Source organism: Phenylobacterium sp., assembly GCF_035309685.1.
GTDB lineage: Bacteria > Pseudomonadota > Alphaproteobacteria > Caulobacterales > Caulobacteraceae > Phenylobacterium.
In genome coordinates, this window is record NZ_DATGEX010000017.1 from 41,117 (window position 1) to 59,696 (window position 18,580).

Sequence of the window (18,580 nt, forward strand, 5' to 3'; positions counted from 1 at the left end):
CCTCAGAAGCCTACAGGATGGACTGACCCGTCTTGGCCCAGTCCTTCATGAACTGATCAAGGCCCCGTTCGGTTAACGGGTGCTTGAAGAGGCCGTTGAACACGTCGGGCGGGATGGTCGCGCAGTCGGCGCCGGCGAGCGCGGCGGTGGTCACATGCGCCGTCGAGCGGATCGAGGCGGCGAGGATCTCGGTGTCGAAATCGTAGTTGTCGTAGATCGCCCGGATCTCGACGATCAGGTCCATGCCGTCGGCGCCGACGTCGTCGAGGCGGCCGATGAAGGGCGAGATGTAGCTGGCCCCGCATTTGGCGGCCAGCAGGGCCTGGGCGGCGGAGAAGCACAGCGTCACGTTGGTGGAGATGCCCTCGTGGGCGAACTCGCGGCAGGCGATCAGGCCGTCGCGGGTCAGCGGCACCTTGACCACAACATTGGGCGCGATGCCGGCCAGCTTGCGACCCTCGTCCAGCATGCCGGCGGTGTCCTGGGCGGCGACCTCGGCGCTCACCGGCCCCTCGACCACGCCGCAGATTTCGGCGATGACCTGGGCCATGGGACGGCCGGACTTGGCGATCAGGGTGGGATTGGTGGTGACGCCGTCCACCAGGCCGGTGGCGGCGAGGTCCTTGATGGCGGCCACGTCGGTGCTGTCGAGGAAGAGTTGCATAGCTGAGATCCTGGGTTCGCGGACCGCGCCCGCGGGGCAAGGTCCTAGAGTGGGGCTTGTACTCGCCCAGAGGCAAAGCGCAAAAGCCCATCCCTGCGCTCCGCGCGCAGAGAAAGATTTGGGATGAGTCGCATCGCCTCCGTTCTTTTGCCGATGCCCCTGCCCGAGGCCTTCGACTACGCCGAGCCGGAGGGCATGGGCCTGCAGCTGGGCGACCAGGTGGCCGCGCCGCTCGGTCCGCGCCTGCTGCGCGGCGTGGTGGTGGGCCTGCGCGAGGCGGCCGGCGGCAACCGGCCGCTGAAGCCCCTGGAAGCGCTGCTGGAGGAGCCGCGCCTGCCACCCGGCACCGTGGAGTTCGTGCAGTGGGCGGCGCGCTATTCGGTCGACTGGCCGGGCCAGCCGCTGGCCATCGCGCTACGCGGCGCCCGCGCGCCAAAGCCCCGGCCGGTGCGGATCACAGCGCTCACCGGCGCTCAGCCGGCGCGTCCGACGCCCGCGCGGGCTAGGGTGCTGGAGGCCGCCGCCGCCCAGGCCCTCACCCCGCCGGATCTGGCGCGCGCCGCGGGCGTGGGCTCGGGCGTCGTGAAGGGGCTGATCGACGAGGGCGTGCTGGCGGTTTCGCTGGTCGAGGCGGTGGCGTCGTTCGATCCGCCTGACCCGGCGCGGGCCGGCGCCAGCCTCAACCCCAGCCAGGCGGCGGCGGCGGACGGCCTGAAAGCCATGCTGGCGGAGGGCGGCTACGGCGTCGCCCTGCTGGACGGGGTCACCGGCTCGGGCAAGACCGAGGTCTATCTGGAGGCCGCCGCCCAGGCGCTCGCCGCCGATCCGACGGCGCAGGTGCTGATCCTGCTGCCGGAGATCGCGCTGACCCAGGCGGTGATCGGCCGCGTCGCCGAGCGGTTCGGGGCCGAGCCCGGCGAATGGCACTCCGACGTCGCCCCGCCCGCGCGGCGCAGGGTGTGGGAAGCGGTGGCGAACGGGCGGTGCCGGATCGTGGTCGGCGCGCGCTCGGCGCTGTTCCTGCCGTTTTCGAACCTCAAGCTGATCGTCGTCGACGAGGAGCACGACGCCTCCTTCAAGCAGGAGGAGGGCTTCATCTATCACGCCCGCGACCTGGCGGTGGCGCGGGGCAAGATCGAGGATGCCGCGGTGGTGCTGGCCTCGGCGACGCCGTCGCTGGAGAGCCTGCGCAACGCCGAGCAGGGCCGCTACCGGTGGCTGCGGCTCTCGGCGCGGCATGGCGACGCCCAGCTGCCGGATATCGAGCTGATCGATCTGCGGGAAAGCCCGCCGGCCGCCGGCCGCTGGCTGTCGCCGGCGCTCATCAAGGCCATGGGCGAGACCTTCGCCCGGGGCGAACAGACGCTCTTGTTCCTCAACCGCCGGGGCTATGCGCCCCTTGTGCTCTGCAAGGCCTGCGGCGAGCGGATGACCGCGCCCGACACCGATTCCTGGCTGGTCGAGCACCGCTATTCCGGGCGGCTGGTCTGCCACCTGACCGGCTTTTCCATGCCCAAGCCCAAGGCCTGCCCGCACTGCGGCGCGCACGACGCGCTGGTCTCCATCGGGCCGGGCGTCGAGCGGGTCGAGGAGGAGGCCAAGGAGCTGTTCCCGCAGGCCCGCGTGGCGGTCTTTTCTTCCGACACCGCCTTCGACGCGCGGGAGGGCCGCCGGCTGATCGAAGCCATGGCGGCTGGCCAGATCGATATCCTGGTGGCGACCCAGGCGGCGGCCAAGGGGCACAATTTCCCGGACCTGACCCTGGTGGGCGTGGTGGACGCGGACTTGGGGTTGCGCGGCGGCGACCTGCGCGCGGCGGAGCGGACCTATCAGCTGCTGGCGCAGGCCACCGGCCGGGCCGGGCGCCGGGACAAACCGGGCCGCGCGCTCTTGCAGACCTGGGCGCCGGAGCATGCGGTGATGCAGGCGCTGGCGGCGCAGGACCGGGACGCCTTCGTGGAGGCCGAGATGGCGGAGCGCGAGCTCGCCGGCCTGCCGCCGTTCGGGCGCCTGGCGGCGGTGGTGGTGTCGGGGATCGACCCGGCGCAGCTGGAGAGCTTCGTCCAGCTGATGGCTCAGGCCGCGCCCAATTCGGCGGGCGTCGAGGTCTATGGACCGGCCGACGCGCCGCTGGGCCTGATCCGCGGGCGGCGGCGCAAGCGCTTCCTGGTCCGCGCCGACCGCGCGGTGGACCTCTCGGCCTATATGGCGGCGTGGCGCGCGCGGGTGCGGCCGCCGGCGGCCATCCGCGTGGCCATCGACATCGATCCCTACAGCTTCCTGTAGGGCCTAGCCTGTGGGACCGCCGCGGCGCAGCTGAATGTCCACGCCGCTGGAGCGGTGCGAAACGAACAGGCTGTTGCTCCAGCGGTGGAAGGCGAGCATCTGCTGGCCGCCGGCGCCGATCAGCTGCATGCCGTCCTTGGTCGGCTGCCAGCCGGTCGGATTGCCGCCCACGACCTCGTTGCAGGTCGAGGGCGCCTTCACCGAGTGAGCGGCGCCGAGCGTCAGCACGCAGAGGTCCTTGCCCTGCGACGCCACGGTCCAGACGCCGGCGGCTTCGGCGGGCGTCAGCGGCACGCCGGCTTCATTGTCTCCGGTCTGCGCGGCGGCGGCGCCGGCCAGCAACCCGGTCGCGGCCAGGGCGGCGGCGATGATCGAGGCTTTCATAGGGGCTCTCCAAATGTCTGGCAGGCTGAACGCGGGGGCGTGGTCCGCAGTTGCGCCGCGGGCCGCGCCGGCCTGGCCGAAAATGACCGATTCCGCCGCATTTGCAGGCGATTGGCGCGCCGGGCGCCCGCATCTCGAACTTGTGAGGGCGCCTGCGAAAAAATTCGCTTGGCAGGCGAAGACCTCGCCACGGACGGCGAGCTCTTGTTTCATTTCGTTACAGGGGCGTGATCCGAAGTGTTCGATGGATGCGACAGAACAATCATCAGAATACGTTGGACGTCTAGATAGACAATCTTACGGCGTAAGAACGCGCTGAGTGGGATTGATATCTTGAATCGAGGGGATTGATTGTAGGATTTTTCTTGTCAACTCTCGGATTTTATAACTATTCAGCCCTACGGCTCAGCCTGACGCGCGATAATCCGTGCGCGGCGTTCCGTCGCGCGAATCTAAACCCTCTTTTCACTCTACGCGGGATAGGGTTATCTCATGATCGAGTTTGCGTTCGGGGAGTTTCACAAACATGCTTAAGCGGACGAGAACCCTTTTGGGTTCCCTCGCCGTCGCGGCGGTTATGAGCCTCGTTCCCGCGGTTGGGGGAGCGTTCGCCGAGACCTATTGGCAGTGCGTTCCCTTCGCGCGCCTGGTGTCCGGCATCCAACTTTTCGGCGACGCCTACACCTGGTGGCAGCAGGCCATCGGCAAGTACGACGTGGGCTTTCAGCCGAAGGCCGGCGCGGTGCTCTGCTTCAAGCCCACCGAGCGCATGCGCCTGGGACACGTGGCCGTGGTCTCCGAGGTGCTGACCGACCGCATCGTCCAGATCACCCACGCCAACTGGTCGCCGATCGACGGCGGCCGCGGCAAGGTCGAGAAGGACGTGACCCTGGTCGACGTCTCCCCCGAGGGCAACTGGAGCCAGGTGAAGGTCTGGTACGACCCCAGCCGCGATCTGGGCGGATCGACCTATCAGACCTACGGCTTCATCTATCAGGACGCCAAGGCCAAGCTCTATGCCGCCAGCGGCCTGTCCAACGCCGAGAACACCGCCATCGCCATGGCGCAGTCGGCGGCCAGCCAGATGGCCTCGGCCGTGCGGCCCGGCGGCGGCCCGCTTTCGATGCTCAATCAGGCGGCCGATTCCACCGACCGCATCGCCGCCCTGATCGCTAAGGCGGCCCGTGGCGACAGCGGCAGCAACTAGAGCCGACCCGTCCAATCGAATTGACGCTATTCGCGTGACGCTCCACTAGGGACGCTCCCTGGCGGAGACCTGGTGTGCTGAAGATCCTGAGGCGTGGTGCGGCTCGCCCGGAAGCGGTGACGCCGGATTCCGGCTGGCGTCCGCCGGCCGATGCGCTCTGGCTCGACCTGATCCATCCGACCCGCGAGGAGGAACTGGCCGTCGAGGCGGCGCTGTCCCTGGGGCTGCCGACGCGGGAGGAGATGGCCGAGATCGAGCCGTCCAGCCGCCTCTATCAGGCGCACGGCGCGACCTTCATGACCGCCAGCCTCTTGGCGCGCCGCGGCGACGACGGCCAGGGCCGCGCCGATGCGCCGGTGACCTTCGTGCTGGCCGCCGGCCTCTTGGTGACCATCCGCTATGACGAGCTGAAGGCCTTCGACCTGTTCGCCGAGCGGGCGCAGTCGCTGGAGGCAGCCTCGGCCTCCTCCTGCCTGCTGGGCCTGCTCGACGCGGTGGTCGAGCGGTTGGCCGACCTCTTGGAGCGGTCCGGCGCCGAGGTGGAGAGCGTTTCCCAGGCGATCTTCGCCCGGCCCAAGGGCGCGCAGTTCGAGGCCCTCTTGACCGACCTGGCGCGGGCCCAGTCGCTGACGTCGCTGACCCGCAACAGCCTGGTCAGCCTCTCGCGCCTGTTCAGCTTCGCGGCGCTGGCGCCGGAAATCTCCGCCGACCATGAGTGCGCCGCGCACCTGCACGCCCTGCAGCGCGACGGCCAGTCGCTGACCGAGCACGCCAACGCCCAGTCGGGTCAGATCGCCTTCCTGCTGGACGCGGCGCTGGGCTTGATCAACATCGAGCAGAACGGGATCATCAAGTTCTTTTCGGTGGCCGCCGTGATCCTGATGCCGCCGACGCTGGTGGCCAGCGTCTACGGGATGAATTTCAAGCACATGCCGGAGCTGGACTTCCCGTTCGGCTATCCGATGGCGCTCAGCCTGATGGCGATTTCGGCGATCCTGCCGGTCCTGTGGTTCAAGCGGCGCGGCTGGTTCTGAAATAACCTGGTTCGTGAAGGGCCCGGCGCAACCGTTCTTTAAGTGACGGCGCCGCATTTTGCGGGCGCGCAAAGGTCACCAATGCCCTCCCAAGCCCAACCCCACCATCTGGCTCTCGACGCTCAGGCGCTCAGAGAGGCGGTCGAGGCGCACCAGCGCTATCTGGCGGGCCGTTCCGGCGGACGGCGCCTGAGCCTGACCTATGCCGACCTTTCCAACTGCACGCTCGAGGGCCTGGATCTGCGCGAGGCGGACTTCGCCGGCGCGAATTTCCACGGGGCGACGCTCGCTCGGGCCAACCTGACGCGCGGCATCCTGTTTGGCGCCGACCTGCGGGAAGCCGACCTGCGGCGCGCCAATCTCAGCCGCGCCGACCTGCGCGGCGCCTGCCTCAGAGGCGCGAACCTCGCCGGCGCCGAACTGCCTGGCTGCGACCTGCGCGAGGGGCGCATCGCCCTGCAGGACAAGCTCGACGGCTTCCGCATCCTGCGCCACGAGCACAGGCCCGGCGAGCTGAACTACGCGATCCTCTCGGGCGCGAACCTGGCCGGGGCGCAGATGGCCGGCGCCGTGGCCATGTCCAGCGACTTCACCGACGCCAATCTCTCCGGCGCCCACATGGCCGGCGCCAAGTTGACCCGCGCCGTGCTCGACGGCGCCGATCTCACCGGCGCTGACCTCGCGGGCGCGGACCTCTCCGGCGCCTCGATGAAGCGCACGGTGCTGTCGGGCGCGATGTTGGAGGGCGCGATCCTCGACAACGTCGACATGACCGACGTGCTGCGCGCCCCGCCGGAAGTGACCTATGTGGACGAGCGGCCGCTCGACAAGGTGCTGGCCGAGCACGAGGCCTATTGCGATAGCAGCGGCTCGCGGGGCTCGGTGGTCGACATGAGCGGCGTCGATTTCCGCCCGATGAAGACGCTGAAGGACCGCCGGCTGACCGGGCTGGTCGGCCGCAACGGCATCTTCTTCGGTCTCGACATCCAGGCCGCCCAGTTCCAGGGCGCCGACCTCTCCGGCGCGGACTTCCGCGGCTGCGACCTGCGCGACGCCGATCTGCGCGGCGCCAAGCTCGTCGGCGCGTCCTTCACCCGCGCCGACCTGCGCGGCGCCAAGCTCGGCCCCCTGACCATCGGCAGCGGCCGCTTCGTGCGCACCGACTTCACCCGCGCGGTGCTGCGCGGCGCCGACCTGCGCGGGGCCCACGCCCACCGGGCGCGCTTCCTGGAAGCCGACATGAACGGCGCGAACCTCGCCGGTTGCGACCTGACCGACGCCGAACTGGAAGTCTAGGCTCGCGCTAGAGGTTCTCGATCCCGCAGCCCAGATCCTCGCAGATCCAGTTCGCCAGGATCGTGCGGTGGCAGCCCGCCGCGTCGGCCTCGTAGCAGAGCAGGGCCACCTTCTTGCCGTCGCGCACCAGTTCGGTCGCCTTGGCCAGTTCCATGCGCGCGCCGGGCTCGGCCATGTGCGCCTTGAAGATCTCGTGCATCTCCGCCACGTGGCCCTTCCGCGCAGCGTCGCGGCCGGGCTTGGGCGTGCCGAGCTGGCGGAGGTGGACGTAGCCGATGCCCTCGGCATTGAGACTGGCCGACAGCAGGGTCTTGGAGAAGCCGGCCTTGCGCGAGGCGGCGACGGCCCGGACGTCGATCACCAGCTCGACGCCGGCCGCCTTCAACCGGTCGATCACCGCCGGTTGGGTGTCGCGTTCATAGCCGACGGTCGCGAGCTTCATGTCTTCTCCTCCTGGGTCTGGCGGCTATATGGGGGCCATGAACGCCCTGGTCGACACCGAGCCGCGTGAGCGGACGATTCCGCTTCCCAGCCGAGGCGGGGCCATGGCCGCGCTGGACTTCGGACCCGCCGACCGGCCGGTGGACATCGTCTTCTCCCACGCCAACGGCTTCAACGGCCGCACCTACCGCACGATCCTGCAGCCGCTCGCCTCGGATGTGCGCATCCTGGCGCTCGACCTGCGAGGTCACGGCGCGAGCACCCTGCCGACGGTGATCAAGGGCCGGCAGGGATGGCTGGAGTTCCGCGACGACCTGCTGGCGCTGCTGGCGGCGGCCTGCGAGGCGCCGGTGGTGCTGGGCGGCCATTCCATGGGCGGAACCTCCAGCCTGCTGGCCGCCGCGGCGGAGCCGGCGCGGGTGCGCGCGCTGGCGCTGTTCGACCCGGTGGTGGTGCCGGTCGAGGCGCAGCGGTCCGGCGCGACGGAGGACTCGCCGCTGCTGGCGGGCGCGCTCAGGCGCCGCGCGACCTTCCCCAGCAAGCAGGCGGCCTTCGAGGCCTACCTCGGCCGCGGCGGCTTCAGGACCTGGAGCGAGGCGCAGATCGCCGACTACGTCGAGGCCGGCTTCCGCGAGACGGCGGACGGTGAGGTGACGCTGACCTGCGCGCCGGAATGGGAGGCGTCGAACTTCCGCACCCACAACTACGACGCCTGGGCGGCCTTCCACGAAAGCCGCTGTCCGATCCGCGTGCTGCGGGCCGCCGAGGGCTCGACCTTCCGGCTCGAAGGCCACGAGAACGATCTGGGCGACGACGGCCGCATCCAGGTGCAGACCATCCCCAAGACCACGCACTTCCTGCCGATGGAGCGCCCGGAGCTGGTCCGCGCGCTCCTGGCCTCCTGCGCGGCGCGCTAGAGGGTCAGGCCGGGGATCACCTGGGCGTCGGCGGCGGCCAGCGCCTCGTCGGAAAGCGTAATGATCTTGCGGGTCTCCAGGTCGAAGGAGACGGCGATGGCCTGCGCGGCGCCCCAGGCGCGGCCTGAGTCCGGGTCCAGCAGCCAGTGGGTCAGCTTGCGGAACCGCGCGTCGCCGCCCGAGGCCCCGGAGCGCAGTTCGACCCGGTCGCCGGCGCGCGGCCAGTCCAGGTGAATCAGCCGGTATTCCAGCGCCGCGCCGCCGGCCCGCTGGCCCGGCGGTTCGCCGTTCAGCGAGCGGCCTTGCAGGAAGTGCGGGATGCCGTCGGAGATGCGGGCCATCATCAGCTCAGTGCGCATCCGCCCGAAGAGGTCGCAGTCGCCCGGCCGCACCGCGCCCAGGCCGGTGCGGCGAAGGCCGAGTTCATTCGCCCGCGCCAGGCTCGCGCGGCTTTCCACCGGCTCCAGGCCGAGGCTGCGTGGCGCCGCTTCCGGCGGGACCGGCAGGCGCAGGGCCTGCGCGCGCGCCAGCACCCGCGCCGGCCAGGGAAAGGCGCGGGCGTCCCGGGCGGTGACGTGGTCGACGAGCGTCTGGAAGCTCGCGGCCAACTGACCGTCGGCGTGGCGTAGCAGGAAGATCAGCCGGGCCTGGCTCTCGCCGATCTCGATGACCCCGCCGGTCATGGCGAGCGGCATGCCGGGCCTGGCCTCGCGAAGGAAGCGGATGTGCTGCTCGCGCACGGTCAGGGTCGCCCGCGCGTCGGCGGCGAAGGCCCCGGCCATGCCGAGTTCGGCGGCGAGGCTGGCGAGCCCTTCCATCGACTTGGCCACATAGAAGCCGACGTTCAGGTGGCCCATGGCGTCGCACTCCCACGTCGCCACGCTGCCCCGCCAGACCTCCACGCCCTCGCTCAAGACCCGCCTCCCGCCGCCGTGCGCGCGGAACTTAAGGGCGCCCGCCCCGAAACGCCTAGCGCCGCGCCTGTAACCTTGGCCGCGCCGCCGCGAATGGTGTTTGACGCCAAACAGAGGCAAGCTTCGGGGGAGGAGCTTTCGAGACGATGGCCAAACCGAAGAAAGTCCTGGTCTACCGCCACGCCGCGGTCACCCGCGCGACGCACTGGATCAATGTGCTGGCGCTCACCTTCCTGCTGATGAGCGGGCTCAACATCTTCGGCGCGCATCCGGCCCTCTACTGGGGGCAGAAGGCGGTCTTCGCCCACCCGTGGGTGCTGATCGGCGCGGAGCCGAAGGGCGCCGACATGATCGGCTTCACCCAGATCGGCGCGGCGAAGTTCAACACCACCGGCCTGCTCGGCTATTCCGGCAAGGTGGGCGAACGGGTCCCGGTGGCCTTCCCGGCCTGGGCGACCGTGCCGAGCTTCCGTGATCTCGCCGACAGCCGGCATTGGCACTTCTTCTTCGCCTGGCTCTTCGTGATCAACGGCCTGACCTACTGGCTGGCCGGCCTCATCGGCGGCCATATCCGCAAGGACCTTCTGCCGACCAGGCACGACGTCGCGCCCAGGAACGTCTGGCATGAGATCGTCACCCACGCGAAGCTCAAGTTCCCCAAGGGCGAGGAGGCGCGCCACTACAACGTCCTGCAGAAGGGCGCCTATCTGGCGGTGGTGCTGATCCTGCTGCCGCTGATGGTGCTGACCGGGCTTTGCATGTCGCCGGGCTTCGACGCGTTTGCGCCGGGGCTGGTGGACTTCTTCGGCGGCCGCCAGTCGGCGCGGACGATCCACTTCCTGACCGCCTTCAGCCTCGTCGGCTTCGTGCTGCTGCATCTGTTCATGGTCGTGGCGTCGGGGACCTGGAACAACATCCGCTCGATGATCACCGGCCGCTACGCCATCATCCCCGACAAGACGGGAGAGCCGGCGTGAACGCCCCCGTCAACCGCCGCGGCTGGCTGCGGGCGGGCCTGGCCTCGGCCGGCGCGCTGGCGCTGGGCGCCTGCGACAAGATCACCAACAGCAAGCAGGGCGTCGCCTTCCTGCAGAGCGCCGAGGGCCTGACGCGGCGCGCGCAGCGCCTGCTGGTCGACCGCAAGGCCCTGGCGCGGGAATTCACCCATGCCGACATCTCCTCCGACTTCCGGCCGAACGGCTCCATCGATCCCAACGACCCCGACTATGTGGCGCTGAAGACCAAGGGCTTCGCCGACTACCGGCTGGTGATCGATGGTCTGGTGGAGCGGCCCCTGTCGCTCAGCCTCGCGGACTTGCGCGCCCAGCCCTCGCGCACCCAGATCACACGGCACGACTGCGTCGAGGGCTGGTCGTCGATCGCCAAGTGGACCGGGGCGCGGCTGGGGCCGTTGCTCGACAAGGCGGGCCTGAAGCCGAGCGCCCGCTACATCGTCTTCCACTGCGGCGACACCCTGGAGCAGACGCTCGACGGGACCGGCCAGTACTACGAGAGCATCGACCTGGTCGACGCTTACCACCCGCAGACCATCCTGGCCTACGCCATGAACGACCAGGTCCTGCCGGTGGCGCACGGGGCCCCGCTGCGTCTGCGGGTGGAGCGCCAGCTGGGCTACAAGCAGGCGAAGTACATCATGCGCATCGAGGCGGTGGCGGACTACGCCCACCTCGGCCGCGGCAATGGCGGCTTCTGGGAAGACCGCGGCTACGAGTGGTACGCGGGGATTTGAGCGCGTAGCGACTCACCCCTGCGAAGGCCGGGGTCGGCTCAGTACGGCGACGTCAGCAGCTCCGCTTCCTTGGCGCAGGCGGCCGGATCGGGGGCCGGGCCCGCCTTGCGCGCCTTGGCGATCTCGGCGCGGACCGTCTCGATGTCGGCGCGGAACTCCGGGGACGAGTGCAGGGCGGCGACCAGGATCCCGCCATTGGTGCGGCCGTTCTCCACCGCGCTCATGTTGTGCACGCCGCAGACCATCCGGCTTTCGCCATAGGCCCGGGCGCGGACCAGGATCTCCGTCGCCCGGTCGGGGGCCAGCTCCGCCAGGATCAGGCCCACGGCCCAGCTGTAGGTGTTGTGGCCGGAGGGATAGTCCAGGGTGTCCTTGATCGGGCCGTTCTGATCGATGCAGGTCGGGCCCTTGTCGATCAGGAACGGCCGCTGCCGCTTCCAGTAGTCCTTGGGCAGGTTGGTGGCGGTCGAGGCGTCGCGGCCGATGCGCGGGATCATCGACATGAACTTCGGCGCGTTGGCCGCGGTGAGTTCGACGCCGAGCGCGCAGCTGAAGTCCTTCATCAGCGCCTGACCGGAAAGCGCGTCGTCATTCAGCGCCAGTGCGAAGCGGGGCGTGCCGGCCAGCTTGCGCGTGCCCAGGAACATCTTGCGGTCGGTCTCGTAGCGGATGTCGCCCTTCTGCGGGGCCGGCGGCAGGATCTTGAGCGTGTCGGGGAGGCCCGCGGCGCCGAGATAGGGCTTGATGGCGGGCGGCGGCGGCATGGCGGAGGGTGGCGCGGGGTCCGCGCCCATCGTCAAGACCGCCGCCGCGGTCACGGCCATCACAAGCTTCCACGCCATCTCGCACTCCCAATTGTGACAGCCGGTGTCGCAGAGCCGGCGGCCGGATTCAATCGGCAGGACCGATTTTCCCCTAGGTGCGCGGTGCAAAATTAAAAAACTTGACTTCAATATTAAAAATCTCAATATCAGAGTCATGAGCGATACAAAAACCCAAGCCGCCGTCCAGGACTGGCAAGCGCTGAGTGAGCTGACCCGTGGCCGGCCCATCGTCGTCGAGCGCGTGCGCCTGGTCGAACAGGGCGTGGCCATCGAGGGCGCCTTCGAGTTGCCGCGGCTCGCCCAGCTCTCCGCCGAGGATCAGGTGTTCGTGGCCGCCTTTGTGCGCGGCCACGGCTCGATCAAGGAGATGGAGCAGGTGTTCGGCGTCTCCTACCCGACCATCAAGGCCCGGCTGAACCGCATCGCCGCCAGCCTCGAATTCGTCGAGGTCGATCCGGAGCCCCATCCCACCTTGGCTCGCGCCGAGGTGCTGGAGCGCCTGGCCCGCGGCGAGATCACCGCCGATCAGGCCGTCGCCGAACTGGGAGGCCAATAATGCTCTACGCGCCCCGCGCTATCCGTCACTTCAGCCTGGCCAATGCCGAGGCCCGCGCCCAGCGGACCGGCCGCGCCCTGGCCCGGCACGCCGCGCCGGTGCGCTCCCGGCCCGACCCGGCGCCGGCGGCGCCGCAGCGCCGCGTCGTCGTCCGTCTGTGGCTGCCGATGACGCTGATCTTTCTGCTGCTGGCGCCCTTCGTCTTCCTGTTCGCGCCGCTCATCTACCTCTGCACGCCGCCGCGTTACCGCACCCCGCCGTTCGCCACCGCCGTAAGGCTCGGCGCTGTGCTGCTCAGCCTGGGCGGCACGGTGGTCCACGTGGACACCCCCGAAGCGCTCGTCAGCATCCGCATTTTCTAGGAGATCCTCCCATGAACAACGACCGCCGTTCCGTCCTGCAGATGCTCGCCGACGGAAAGATCAACGCCGACGAGGCCGAGCGCCTGCTGTCGGCGCTGGACCACACGGATGCGCCGCCTTCGGGCGCAGCCTCGCCACCGCTTCGCAGCAACGCGGCGCCCAAGTACCTGCGGGTGACCGTCGACGCCGACGTGCACGGCGACAACACCAAGGTGAACATCCGCGTGCCCATGGCGCTGCTGCGGGCCGGCGTGCGCCTCTCCAGCCTGATCCCGCCGGCCGCCCGCGACCAGGTGAACGAGGAACTCGCCAAGAACGGCGTGCCCTTCGACATCGGCCAGCTGAAGCCGGAGAACCTCGAGGAGCTGATCAGCCACCTCGACGACTTCAGCGTCGACGTGGACTCCACCGACGCCAAGGTCCGCGTCTACTGCGAATAGCCCGCATTCTTCCCCGGAACCCGGCCTCCCCGGAACCTGAACTGGCCGTCGCCGATCCCCCTGCGGCGGCCATTTTCGTGTCGGCTAGGCCTTGCCGAACAGCTTCGCCCAACGGCGCTTGGTGCGGTTCTTGTGCGCGCCGCGATGCCAGGCATCGGACGCGATCAGCGGCACCACCGTGGTGGCCTCGGCGAAGACCATCTGTTCCCAGGTCACGTCGACCTTGCCCCAGGAGCAGGCCTCTTTCAGCGTCGAAGACGAGCAGGCGCCGTCGCGCACGTCGGCCACGGTGATCTGCACGGCGTATTTGTGCATGTCGACCTCGTGGCCGAGGATCTCGGCGCAGACCACGGTGTCCTGGGCGAAGTTCTTCGGCACCCCGCCGCCGACCATGAACAGGCCCGTGGCGCCGGCGGCGATCTTGATGTCGGTGAGCTCGCGGAAGTCGGCGACGGCGTCGATGGTCAGGTAGGGCTGCTTGGCCTTCATCCGCTCGACCTGGTGCTTCACCAGGCCAAAGCCCGCGGACGAATCCACGAAAGCCGGGCAGAAGATCGGCACGCCCTCTTCGTAGGCGGTTTGGACGAGGCTGCCCGGCTTCTTGGCGTTGCCGGCCGCCAGCCACTTGCCCATCTCCCAGATGAACTCGCGGCTGGAATAGGGGCGCGGCTCCAGCGCTTCGCAGAGCGCGTAGATCGTCCCGTCGCAGTTCTGCAGCTCTTCCTCGTCGATGTAGGTGTCGTAGATGCGGTCGATGTAGAGGTCGCGCAGGTCGCGGTCGTCGACGTTCGATTGCGCCTGGTAGTGCTTGAAACCCAGCGCCTCGAAGAAATCCATGTCGACGATGGAGGCGCCGGTGGCCACCACCACGTCGATCATCCCGTACTTCAGCATGTCGCGGTAGATGTGCATGCAGCCGCCGGCGCTGGTCGATCCGGCCAGCGTCAGCCAGGTCGAGCAGTCGGCGTCCTCCAGGCTCATCGACCAGATGTCGGCGGCCCGCGCCGTGTCGCGGCTGGTGAAGCTCATCTTGCGCATGGCGTCGATCACCGGGCGGGCGTCGTACTGGTCGATCGCCACATGCTCGACGGTGTTGGCCAGCAGCTCGGCTTTGCGGTTGGTCTTCTGAACGTCAGCGTTCATCTTCGGAAGTTCCCTTCTGAGAGGTGAAAGCCCGTCCATAGGAGAAGCGCGACCGGGACGGAGCGACCGGCCGCGCCTTTAACACATGCAATGTGTCCGTTGTTACCGCTTGCGGCGGCTCTTGCCGGCGCGGCCCTTGGGACGCGACAGGCGCACGACCTTGTTCCGCTCCTCCTCCTGCGCCTCGCGGGGCAGGCGGATGGTGCGGCCGGCGAGGCCGAACATCGAGGCCATCGGCGCGTCCTCGACGATCGCGGTCTCCGCGTCGCCGAAGCCGTTGAAGCGGGTGTTCATGGCCACGCCATAGGCGCCGAGCATGCCGATCTCGATGTAGTCGCCCTCGCGGACGTCTTCCGGCAGCCAGAACGGGCCCGGCATGTGGTCGAGGCTGTCGCAGGTCGGGCCGTAGAAACGAAAGGGCTTCAGGGGACCTTCCACTTCCAGCGCCTCGCCGTCGTCGGCGGTCTCGGCGCCGCGGAACAGCTTCACCGGGAACGGCCACTTGGTGTGCGCCGCGTCGAACAGGCTGCCGTAGCTGCCGTCGTTCAGATAGAGCGCGTCGCCCTTCTTCAGCTCGACCTTCACCAGGATCGAGGAGGCTTCCGCCACCAGCGCCCGGCCCGGCTCGCACCACAGCTCGGTGGTCTCATGGACCATCATCTCGGCGAAGCCGCGGTCGATGGAGTCGAGATAGTCGGCCATGTCCGGCGGGACCATGCCGGGATAGATCGACGGGAAGCCGCCGCCCACGTCGACCACATCGGCGAAGACGCCGGCGCGGACGAGGGCGCGGGAAGCCTGGCTCATCGCGGCCTGGAATGCGGTCGGCCGCATGCACTGGCTGCCGACGTGGAAGGAGACGCCCATCAGCTCCTGGGTCGCGCGGCGCGCGGCGAGCAGCAGGGCCGGCGCGTCATGCAGCTCGACGCCGAACTTGCCGGACAGCGAATAGGCCGCGCCTTCCGCCTGCACGGCCAGGCGGACCATCAGGTTCAGGTCCTTGGCGCCGCCGGTGGCGTCGAGGATCTTGGCCAGCTCTTCGTGGGTGTCGAAGGCGAAGGTGCGCACGCCGTGGTCGCTGTAGGCCTGGGCGATGGCGCGGCGGCTCTTCACCGGGTGCATGAAGGCCATGCGCGCGCCCGGCGCGAACGCCGATACCAGCTCGATCTCGGGGATCGAGGCGACATCGAAGGACATGACGCCATTGGCGGCGAGGGTTTCGATCACCCACGGCGAAGGGTTCGCCTTCACCGCGTAGAAAACGTCGCCTTTAAACTTGTCCTGGAACCAGCGCGCCGCTGCCGCTACCGCGTCCGGCCGCGCGAGAGCGACAGGACGTTCCGGTGAACGATCACGGACCAGGTCCAGGGGCTTATGATACGTGTGCAATTCACGTAACCCCCAACGGATAGTTGAACCCAATCCGGCGTTAGCAGCGCTTTTCAGGACATCGGGTCCGCCGGAACGCGCCAAATAGGGTCATAAATCCGAGATGTAAAGCGTTCTATCCACAGGCCAGCCCGTGCAATTCGACGCGCTGGACCGCATGGCGGCGGCCGTGCCATGTAGCCGGGACAAGGGCTGGGCCGCTCGCGGCTTTCGTCCAGCTGGTTTTGGGGAACATCAGCGCTTCATGTCCGACGCGGTCCTGTCCATCCGCAAGGCCTCCAAGAGCTTCGGCGCGCGCCGGGCGCTGGACGGGGTGTCGCTGGACGTCGGCAAGGGCGAGATGATCGCGCTCATCGGGCCCTCGGGGTCGGGCAAGTCGACCCTGCTGCGCTCGATCAGCGGCCTGCAGACCATCGACGGCGGCGAGGGCGTCATCGAGGCCTTCGGCGACACCGTTCAGCACAACGGCAGGATCAGCGGCGGCGTGCGCAAGACCCGCACGCGGATCGGCTTCATCGCTCAGCAGTTCAACCTGGTCGGCCGGATCAGCCTGTTCACCAACGTGGCCCTGGGGTCGCTGGGCCGCATCGAGACCTGGCGGGGCCTGACCGGGCAGTGGCCGGCCGAGACCAAGACCGCCGCCATGGCGGCGCTGGCCCGGGTCGGCGTCGCCGACTACGCGGCGCAACGGGCCAATACGCTCTCCGGCGGCCAGCAGCAGCGCGGCGCGATCGCGCGTGCGCTGGTGCAGAAGGCCAAGATCATCCTGGCCGACGAGCCCGTGGCCTCGCTGGACCCCGTCGCCGCGCGCAAGGTGATGGAGAGCCTGCGCGACCTCAACCGGCAGGACGGCCTGACGGTCATCGTCACCCTGCACCAGGTCGACTACGCGCTTCGCTATTGCGACCGCGTCATCGCGCTCAAGGCCGGTAGAATCGTCTACGACGGCCCGGCGGACGATCTGAAGACCAGCCAGCTCATCGACATCTACGGTCCCGAATTCGAAGACGTCTTCTGGGAAGGAGCCCCGAAATGACCGCGCGCCGCAAGCTGCTCGCACTGGGAGGCGCGCTCGGCGCCGCGGCCATGGCGCTCACACTCGCCGGATGCGGCGAGAAGGCTTCGCAGACCGCCCAGCCGAAGGAGGTCGTGTTCTCGATCCTGTCGGCGGAGAACCAGGCCTCGATGGCGCCGCTCTGGACGCCGCTGCTCGACGATATGTCCGCCCAGATCGGGGTCAAGGTGAAGCCCTACTTCGCCAGCAACTACACCTCGCTGATCGAGGCCATGCGCTTCAAGCAGGTGCAGGTGGGCTGGTTTTCGGCCCTGCCGGCGCTGGACGCGGTCAACCGCGCCGACGCCGAGGTGCTGGGCCGCGTGATCGACGCCGGCGGGGACGCGACCTACAAGTCGGTGATCATCGTCAAGAAGGGTTCCGGCATCACGCTCGATAAGGTGCTGGCCTGCGGCCAGAAGTACACCTTCGGGATCGGCGATCCGCAATCGACGTCCGGCACGCTCGCGCCGATGGCCTATCTCTTCACGCCCAAGGGCATCGAGCCCAACAAGTGCTTCAAGGCGGTCCGCTCGGCCAGCCACCAGGCCAACTCCTTCTCGGTGGCCAACGGCGTCCTGGACGTGGCGACCAACAATTCGGTCGGCATCCTGTTCTTTCAGCGGGAGAAACCGGACCTCGCGGCCAAGGTTGAGACCATCTGGTCCTCGCCGCCGCTGCCGGAAAGCTCGATCGTGGCGCGCAAGGACCTCGACCCGGCGGTCAAGGAGAAGATGCGCCAGTTCTTCCTGACCTATGGCACGGGCGCCGGCCCGGTCGCCGACAAGCAGCGCGCGGTGCTCAAAGGGCTGGCCTACGGCGGCTTCCGGCCGGCCGACAACTCCTACCTCGATCCGGTGCGCGAGATGCAGGCGGGCGTCGCGCTCGCCGAGGCGCGCCACACGGGGGATCCGGGCAAGATCGCCGCCGCCCAGGCGGCCTTCGACAAGATTCACGCCGCCGCCGAGGCCAAGCGCGCCAAGGAGCCGGACGCTTCATGACGGCGGCGACGACCCCGGCCGAGATTCCGCCGCCGCCGCACCGGTCGCTGATCCAGCGCGCCCCGGACATCGCGATCTGGGGCGTGGTGGTGGTGATCCTGCTGGTCAGCTTCGGGCCGGTGAACATCAGCCACGCGACCAAGCTGTTCACCAACGCCGACAACATGCGCGAGTTCGCCAAGGACTTCGTGCATCCCAAGTGGGACCTGCTGCCGCTCTACGTCCAGCAGATGATCCTGACGATCCAGATCGCCATGTGGGGCACCGCGCTGGCGGTGCTGATCGCCATCCCCTTCGGCCTGGCCTGCGCGCGCAACGTCTCACCGGTCTGGCTGCAGCAGCCCATGCGCCTGTTGATGAACCTGCTGCGCTCGATCCCCGACCTGGTGGTCGGCACCCTGTTCATCGTCGCCGTGGGCCTGGGCCCCTTCGCAGGCGTCATGGCGCTGGCCCTCAACACCGGCGGCGTGCTGGCCAAGCTGTTCTCCGAGGCCGTGGAGTCCATCGACAAGGGCCCCGTGGAGGGCGTCCGCGCCACCGGCGCCACGCGCCTGCACGAGATCATCTGGGGCGTGATCCCGCAGGTGGGGCCGCTCTGGACGTCCTATGCGCTCTACCGCTTCGAATCCAATTCGCGCTCGGCGACGGTGCTCGGCCTGATCGGCGCCGGCGGCATCGGGCAGCTGTTGTTCGAGACCCTGAACGCCTTCGACTACCAGCACCTCTCGGCCATCGTCATCGTGATCATCGTGGCGGTGACCCTGATCGACCTGCTGTCGCAGCTGATGCGCTCGCGCCTGCTCTAAGAAAGGACGCCGCCCCGGGAGGCGCCGCGCCCCCTTGGTCAAAAAGAACGCCGCCGCGCGGGGGCGCGACGCCCCCTTGGTCAAAAAAAGAACGCCGCCGCGCGGGGGCGCG

Annotated in this window: 20 protein-coding genes; 13 read left to right on the forward strand and 7 right to left on the reverse strand. The window is 69.0% G+C overall.

Features of this window, described 5'->3' with window-relative positions; genetic code table 11:
- Nucleotides 1–10: 10 nt before the first annotated feature.
- On the reverse strand, nucleotides 11–664 hold the full coding sequence (gene fsa / locus VKQ35_RS05100) for a fructose-6-phosphate aldolase (protein ID WP_324359189.1): 654 nt from the start codon (nucleotides 662–664) through the stop codon (nucleotides 11–13).
- 123 nt (nucleotides 665–787) lie between these two features.
- Between fsa and VKQ35_RS05105 the strand changes: the two genes are divergently transcribed.
- Nucleotides 788–2,950: a primosomal protein N' gene (locus tag VKQ35_RS05105; protein WP_324359191.1), complete on the forward strand. Its 2,163-nt coding sequence runs from the start codon at nucleotides 788–790 to the stop codon at nucleotides 2,948–2,950.
- A 3-nt stretch (nucleotides 2,951–2,953) separates the two neighbouring features.
- On the opposite strand, the gene VKQ35_RS05110 is transcribed toward VKQ35_RS05105, so the two are convergent.
- Complete coding sequence (locus VKQ35_RS05110; protein ID WP_324359193.1) at nucleotides 2,954–3,334, reverse strand: AprI/Inh family metalloprotease inhibitor; 381 nt, start codon at nucleotides 3,332–3,334, stop codon at nucleotides 2,954–2,956.
- 526 nt (nucleotides 3,335–3,860) lie between these two features.
- Between VKQ35_RS05110 and VKQ35_RS05115 the strand changes: the two genes are divergently transcribed.
- From VKQ35_RS05115 to VKQ35_RS05125, 3 genes are all read left to right on the forward strand, one after another.
- Nucleotides 3,861–4,541: a CHAP domain-containing protein gene (locus VKQ35_RS05115; protein WP_414692310.1), complete on the forward strand. Its 681-nt coding sequence runs from the start codon at nucleotides 3,861–3,863 to the stop codon at nucleotides 4,539–4,541.
- A 74-nt stretch (nucleotides 4,542–4,615) separates the two neighbouring features.
- Entirely contained in the window at nucleotides 4,616–5,575 is a 960-nt protein-coding gene (locus VKQ35_RS05120; protein ID WP_324359198.1) for a magnesium transporter CorA family protein, read from the forward strand.
- A gap of 81 nt (nucleotides 5,576–5,656) precedes the next feature.
- Nucleotides 5,657–6,871 carry a pentapeptide repeat-containing protein gene (locus VKQ35_RS05125; RefSeq protein ID WP_324359200.1) on the forward strand — a complete coding sequence of 405 codons (1,215 nt, stop codon included), beginning with the start codon at nucleotides 5,657–5,659 and terminating at the stop codon, nucleotides 6,869–6,871.
- Between the two features lie 7 nt (nucleotides 6,872–6,878).
- On the opposite strand, the gene VKQ35_RS05130 is transcribed toward VKQ35_RS05125, so the two are convergent.
- Nucleotides 6,879–7,313, reverse strand: a complete 435-nt coding sequence (locus VKQ35_RS05130; protein WP_324359201.1) for a DUF488 domain-containing protein — start codon at nucleotides 7,311–7,313, stop codon at nucleotides 6,879–6,881.
- Nucleotides 7,314–7,350: 37 nt separating this feature from the next.
- Here VKQ35_RS05130 and VKQ35_RS05135 point away from each other — a divergent pair, with 37 nt between their 5' ends.
- Nucleotides 7,351–8,229, forward strand: coding sequence for an alpha/beta hydrolase (locus tag VKQ35_RS05135; protein WP_324359203.1), 879 nt, complete (start codon nucleotides 7,351–7,353; stop codon nucleotides 8,227–8,229).
- Here the strand turns inward: VKQ35_RS05135 and VKQ35_RS05140 are convergent.
- Nucleotides 8,226–9,143, reverse strand: a complete 918-nt coding sequence (locus tag VKQ35_RS05140; protein ID WP_324359205.1) for a thioesterase family protein — start codon at nucleotides 9,141–9,143, stop codon at nucleotides 8,226–8,228. The genes VKQ35_RS05135 and VKQ35_RS05140 overlap by 4 nt on opposite strands.
- Nucleotides 9,144–9,289: 146 nt before the next feature.
- On the opposite strand from VKQ35_RS05140, the gene VKQ35_RS05145 reads away from it, so the two are divergent.
- Together VKQ35_RS05145 and VKQ35_RS05150 are read left to right on the forward strand one after the other, a co-directional pair.
- A complete protein-coding gene (locus VKQ35_RS05145; RefSeq protein WP_324359207.1) occupies nucleotides 9,290–10,120 on the forward strand; it encodes a cytochrome b/b6 domain-containing protein in 831 nt (276 codons plus the stop codon).
- Entirely contained in the window at nucleotides 10,117–10,893 is a 777-nt protein-coding gene (locus tag VKQ35_RS05150) for a molybdopterin-binding protein (RefSeq protein WP_324359209.1), read from the forward strand. Before VKQ35_RS05145 ends, VKQ35_RS05150 begins: the two co-directional genes overlap by 4 nt.
- A gap of 38 nt (nucleotides 10,894–10,931) precedes the next feature.
- Here VKQ35_RS05150 and VKQ35_RS05155 read toward each other — a convergent pair whose 3' ends face one another.
- Complete coding sequence (locus VKQ35_RS05155; protein WP_324359211.1) at nucleotides 10,932–11,735, reverse strand: phosphatase PAP2 family protein; 804 nt, start codon at nucleotides 11,733–11,735, stop codon at nucleotides 10,932–10,934.
- 136 nt (nucleotides 11,736–11,871) lie between these two features.
- Between VKQ35_RS05155 and VKQ35_RS05160 the strand changes: the two genes are divergently transcribed.
- From VKQ35_RS05160 to VKQ35_RS05170, 3 genes are read left to right on the forward strand one after another with little or no spacing between them, the layout of a single operon-like run.
- Entirely contained in the window at nucleotides 11,872–12,273 is a 402-nt protein-coding gene (locus tag VKQ35_RS05160) for a DUF2089 domain-containing protein (protein WP_324359213.1), read from the forward strand.
- Nucleotides 12,273–12,635 (forward strand): hypothetical protein, encoded by a 363-nt coding sequence (locus VKQ35_RS05165; protein ID WP_324359215.1) that lies wholly within the window; start codon nucleotides 12,273–12,275, stop codon nucleotides 12,633–12,635. The genes VKQ35_RS05160 and VKQ35_RS05165 overlap by 1 nt, the downstream gene beginning before the upstream one ends.
- 11 nt (nucleotides 12,636–12,646) lie before the next feature.
- Nucleotides 12,647–13,075, forward strand: a complete 429-nt coding sequence (locus VKQ35_RS05170; protein ID WP_324359217.1) for an SHOCT-like domain-containing protein — start codon at nucleotides 12,647–12,649, stop codon at nucleotides 13,073–13,075.
- Nucleotides 13,076–13,159: 84 nt separating this feature from the next.
- Here VKQ35_RS05170 and VKQ35_RS05175 read toward each other — a convergent pair whose 3' ends face one another.
- Both VKQ35_RS05175 and VKQ35_RS05180 read right to left on the reverse strand, forming a co-directional pair.
- Nucleotides 13,160–14,218, reverse strand: coding sequence for a 1,9-bis(guanidino)-5-aza-nonane synthase (locus VKQ35_RS05175; RefSeq protein WP_324359219.1), 1,059 nt, complete (start codon nucleotides 14,216–14,218; stop codon nucleotides 13,160–13,162).
- A gap of 102 nt (nucleotides 14,219–14,320) precedes the next feature.
- On the reverse strand, nucleotides 14,321–15,607 hold the full coding sequence (locus VKQ35_RS05180; RefSeq protein ID WP_324359221.1) for a type III PLP-dependent enzyme: 1,287 nt from the start codon (nucleotides 15,605–15,607) through the stop codon (nucleotides 14,321–14,323).
- A gap of 244 nt (nucleotides 15,608–15,851) precedes the next feature.
- Between VKQ35_RS05180 and phnC the strand changes: the two genes are divergently transcribed.
- The 3 genes from phnC to phnE are packed head-to-tail and all read left to right on the forward strand — an operon-like array spanning nucleotide 15,852 to nucleotide 18,468.
- A complete protein-coding gene (gene phnC, locus VKQ35_RS05185) occupies nucleotides 15,852–16,643 on the forward strand; it encodes a phosphonate ABC transporter ATP-binding protein (protein ID WP_324359223.1) in 792 nt (263 codons plus the stop codon).
- On the forward strand, nucleotides 16,640–17,662 hold the full coding sequence (gene phnD / locus VKQ35_RS05190) for a phosphate/phosphite/phosphonate ABC transporter substrate-binding protein (RefSeq protein WP_324359225.1): 1,023 nt from the start codon (nucleotides 16,640–16,642) through the stop codon (nucleotides 17,660–17,662). The genes phnC and phnD overlap by 4 nt, the downstream gene beginning before the upstream one ends.
- Nucleotides 17,659–18,468, forward strand: a complete 810-nt coding sequence (phnE, locus tag VKQ35_RS05195; protein WP_324359228.1) for a phosphonate ABC transporter, permease protein PhnE — start codon at nucleotides 17,659–17,661, stop codon at nucleotides 18,466–18,468. Before phnD ends, phnE begins: the two co-directional genes overlap by 4 nt.
- Nucleotides 18,469–18,580 lie beyond the last annotated feature (112 nt).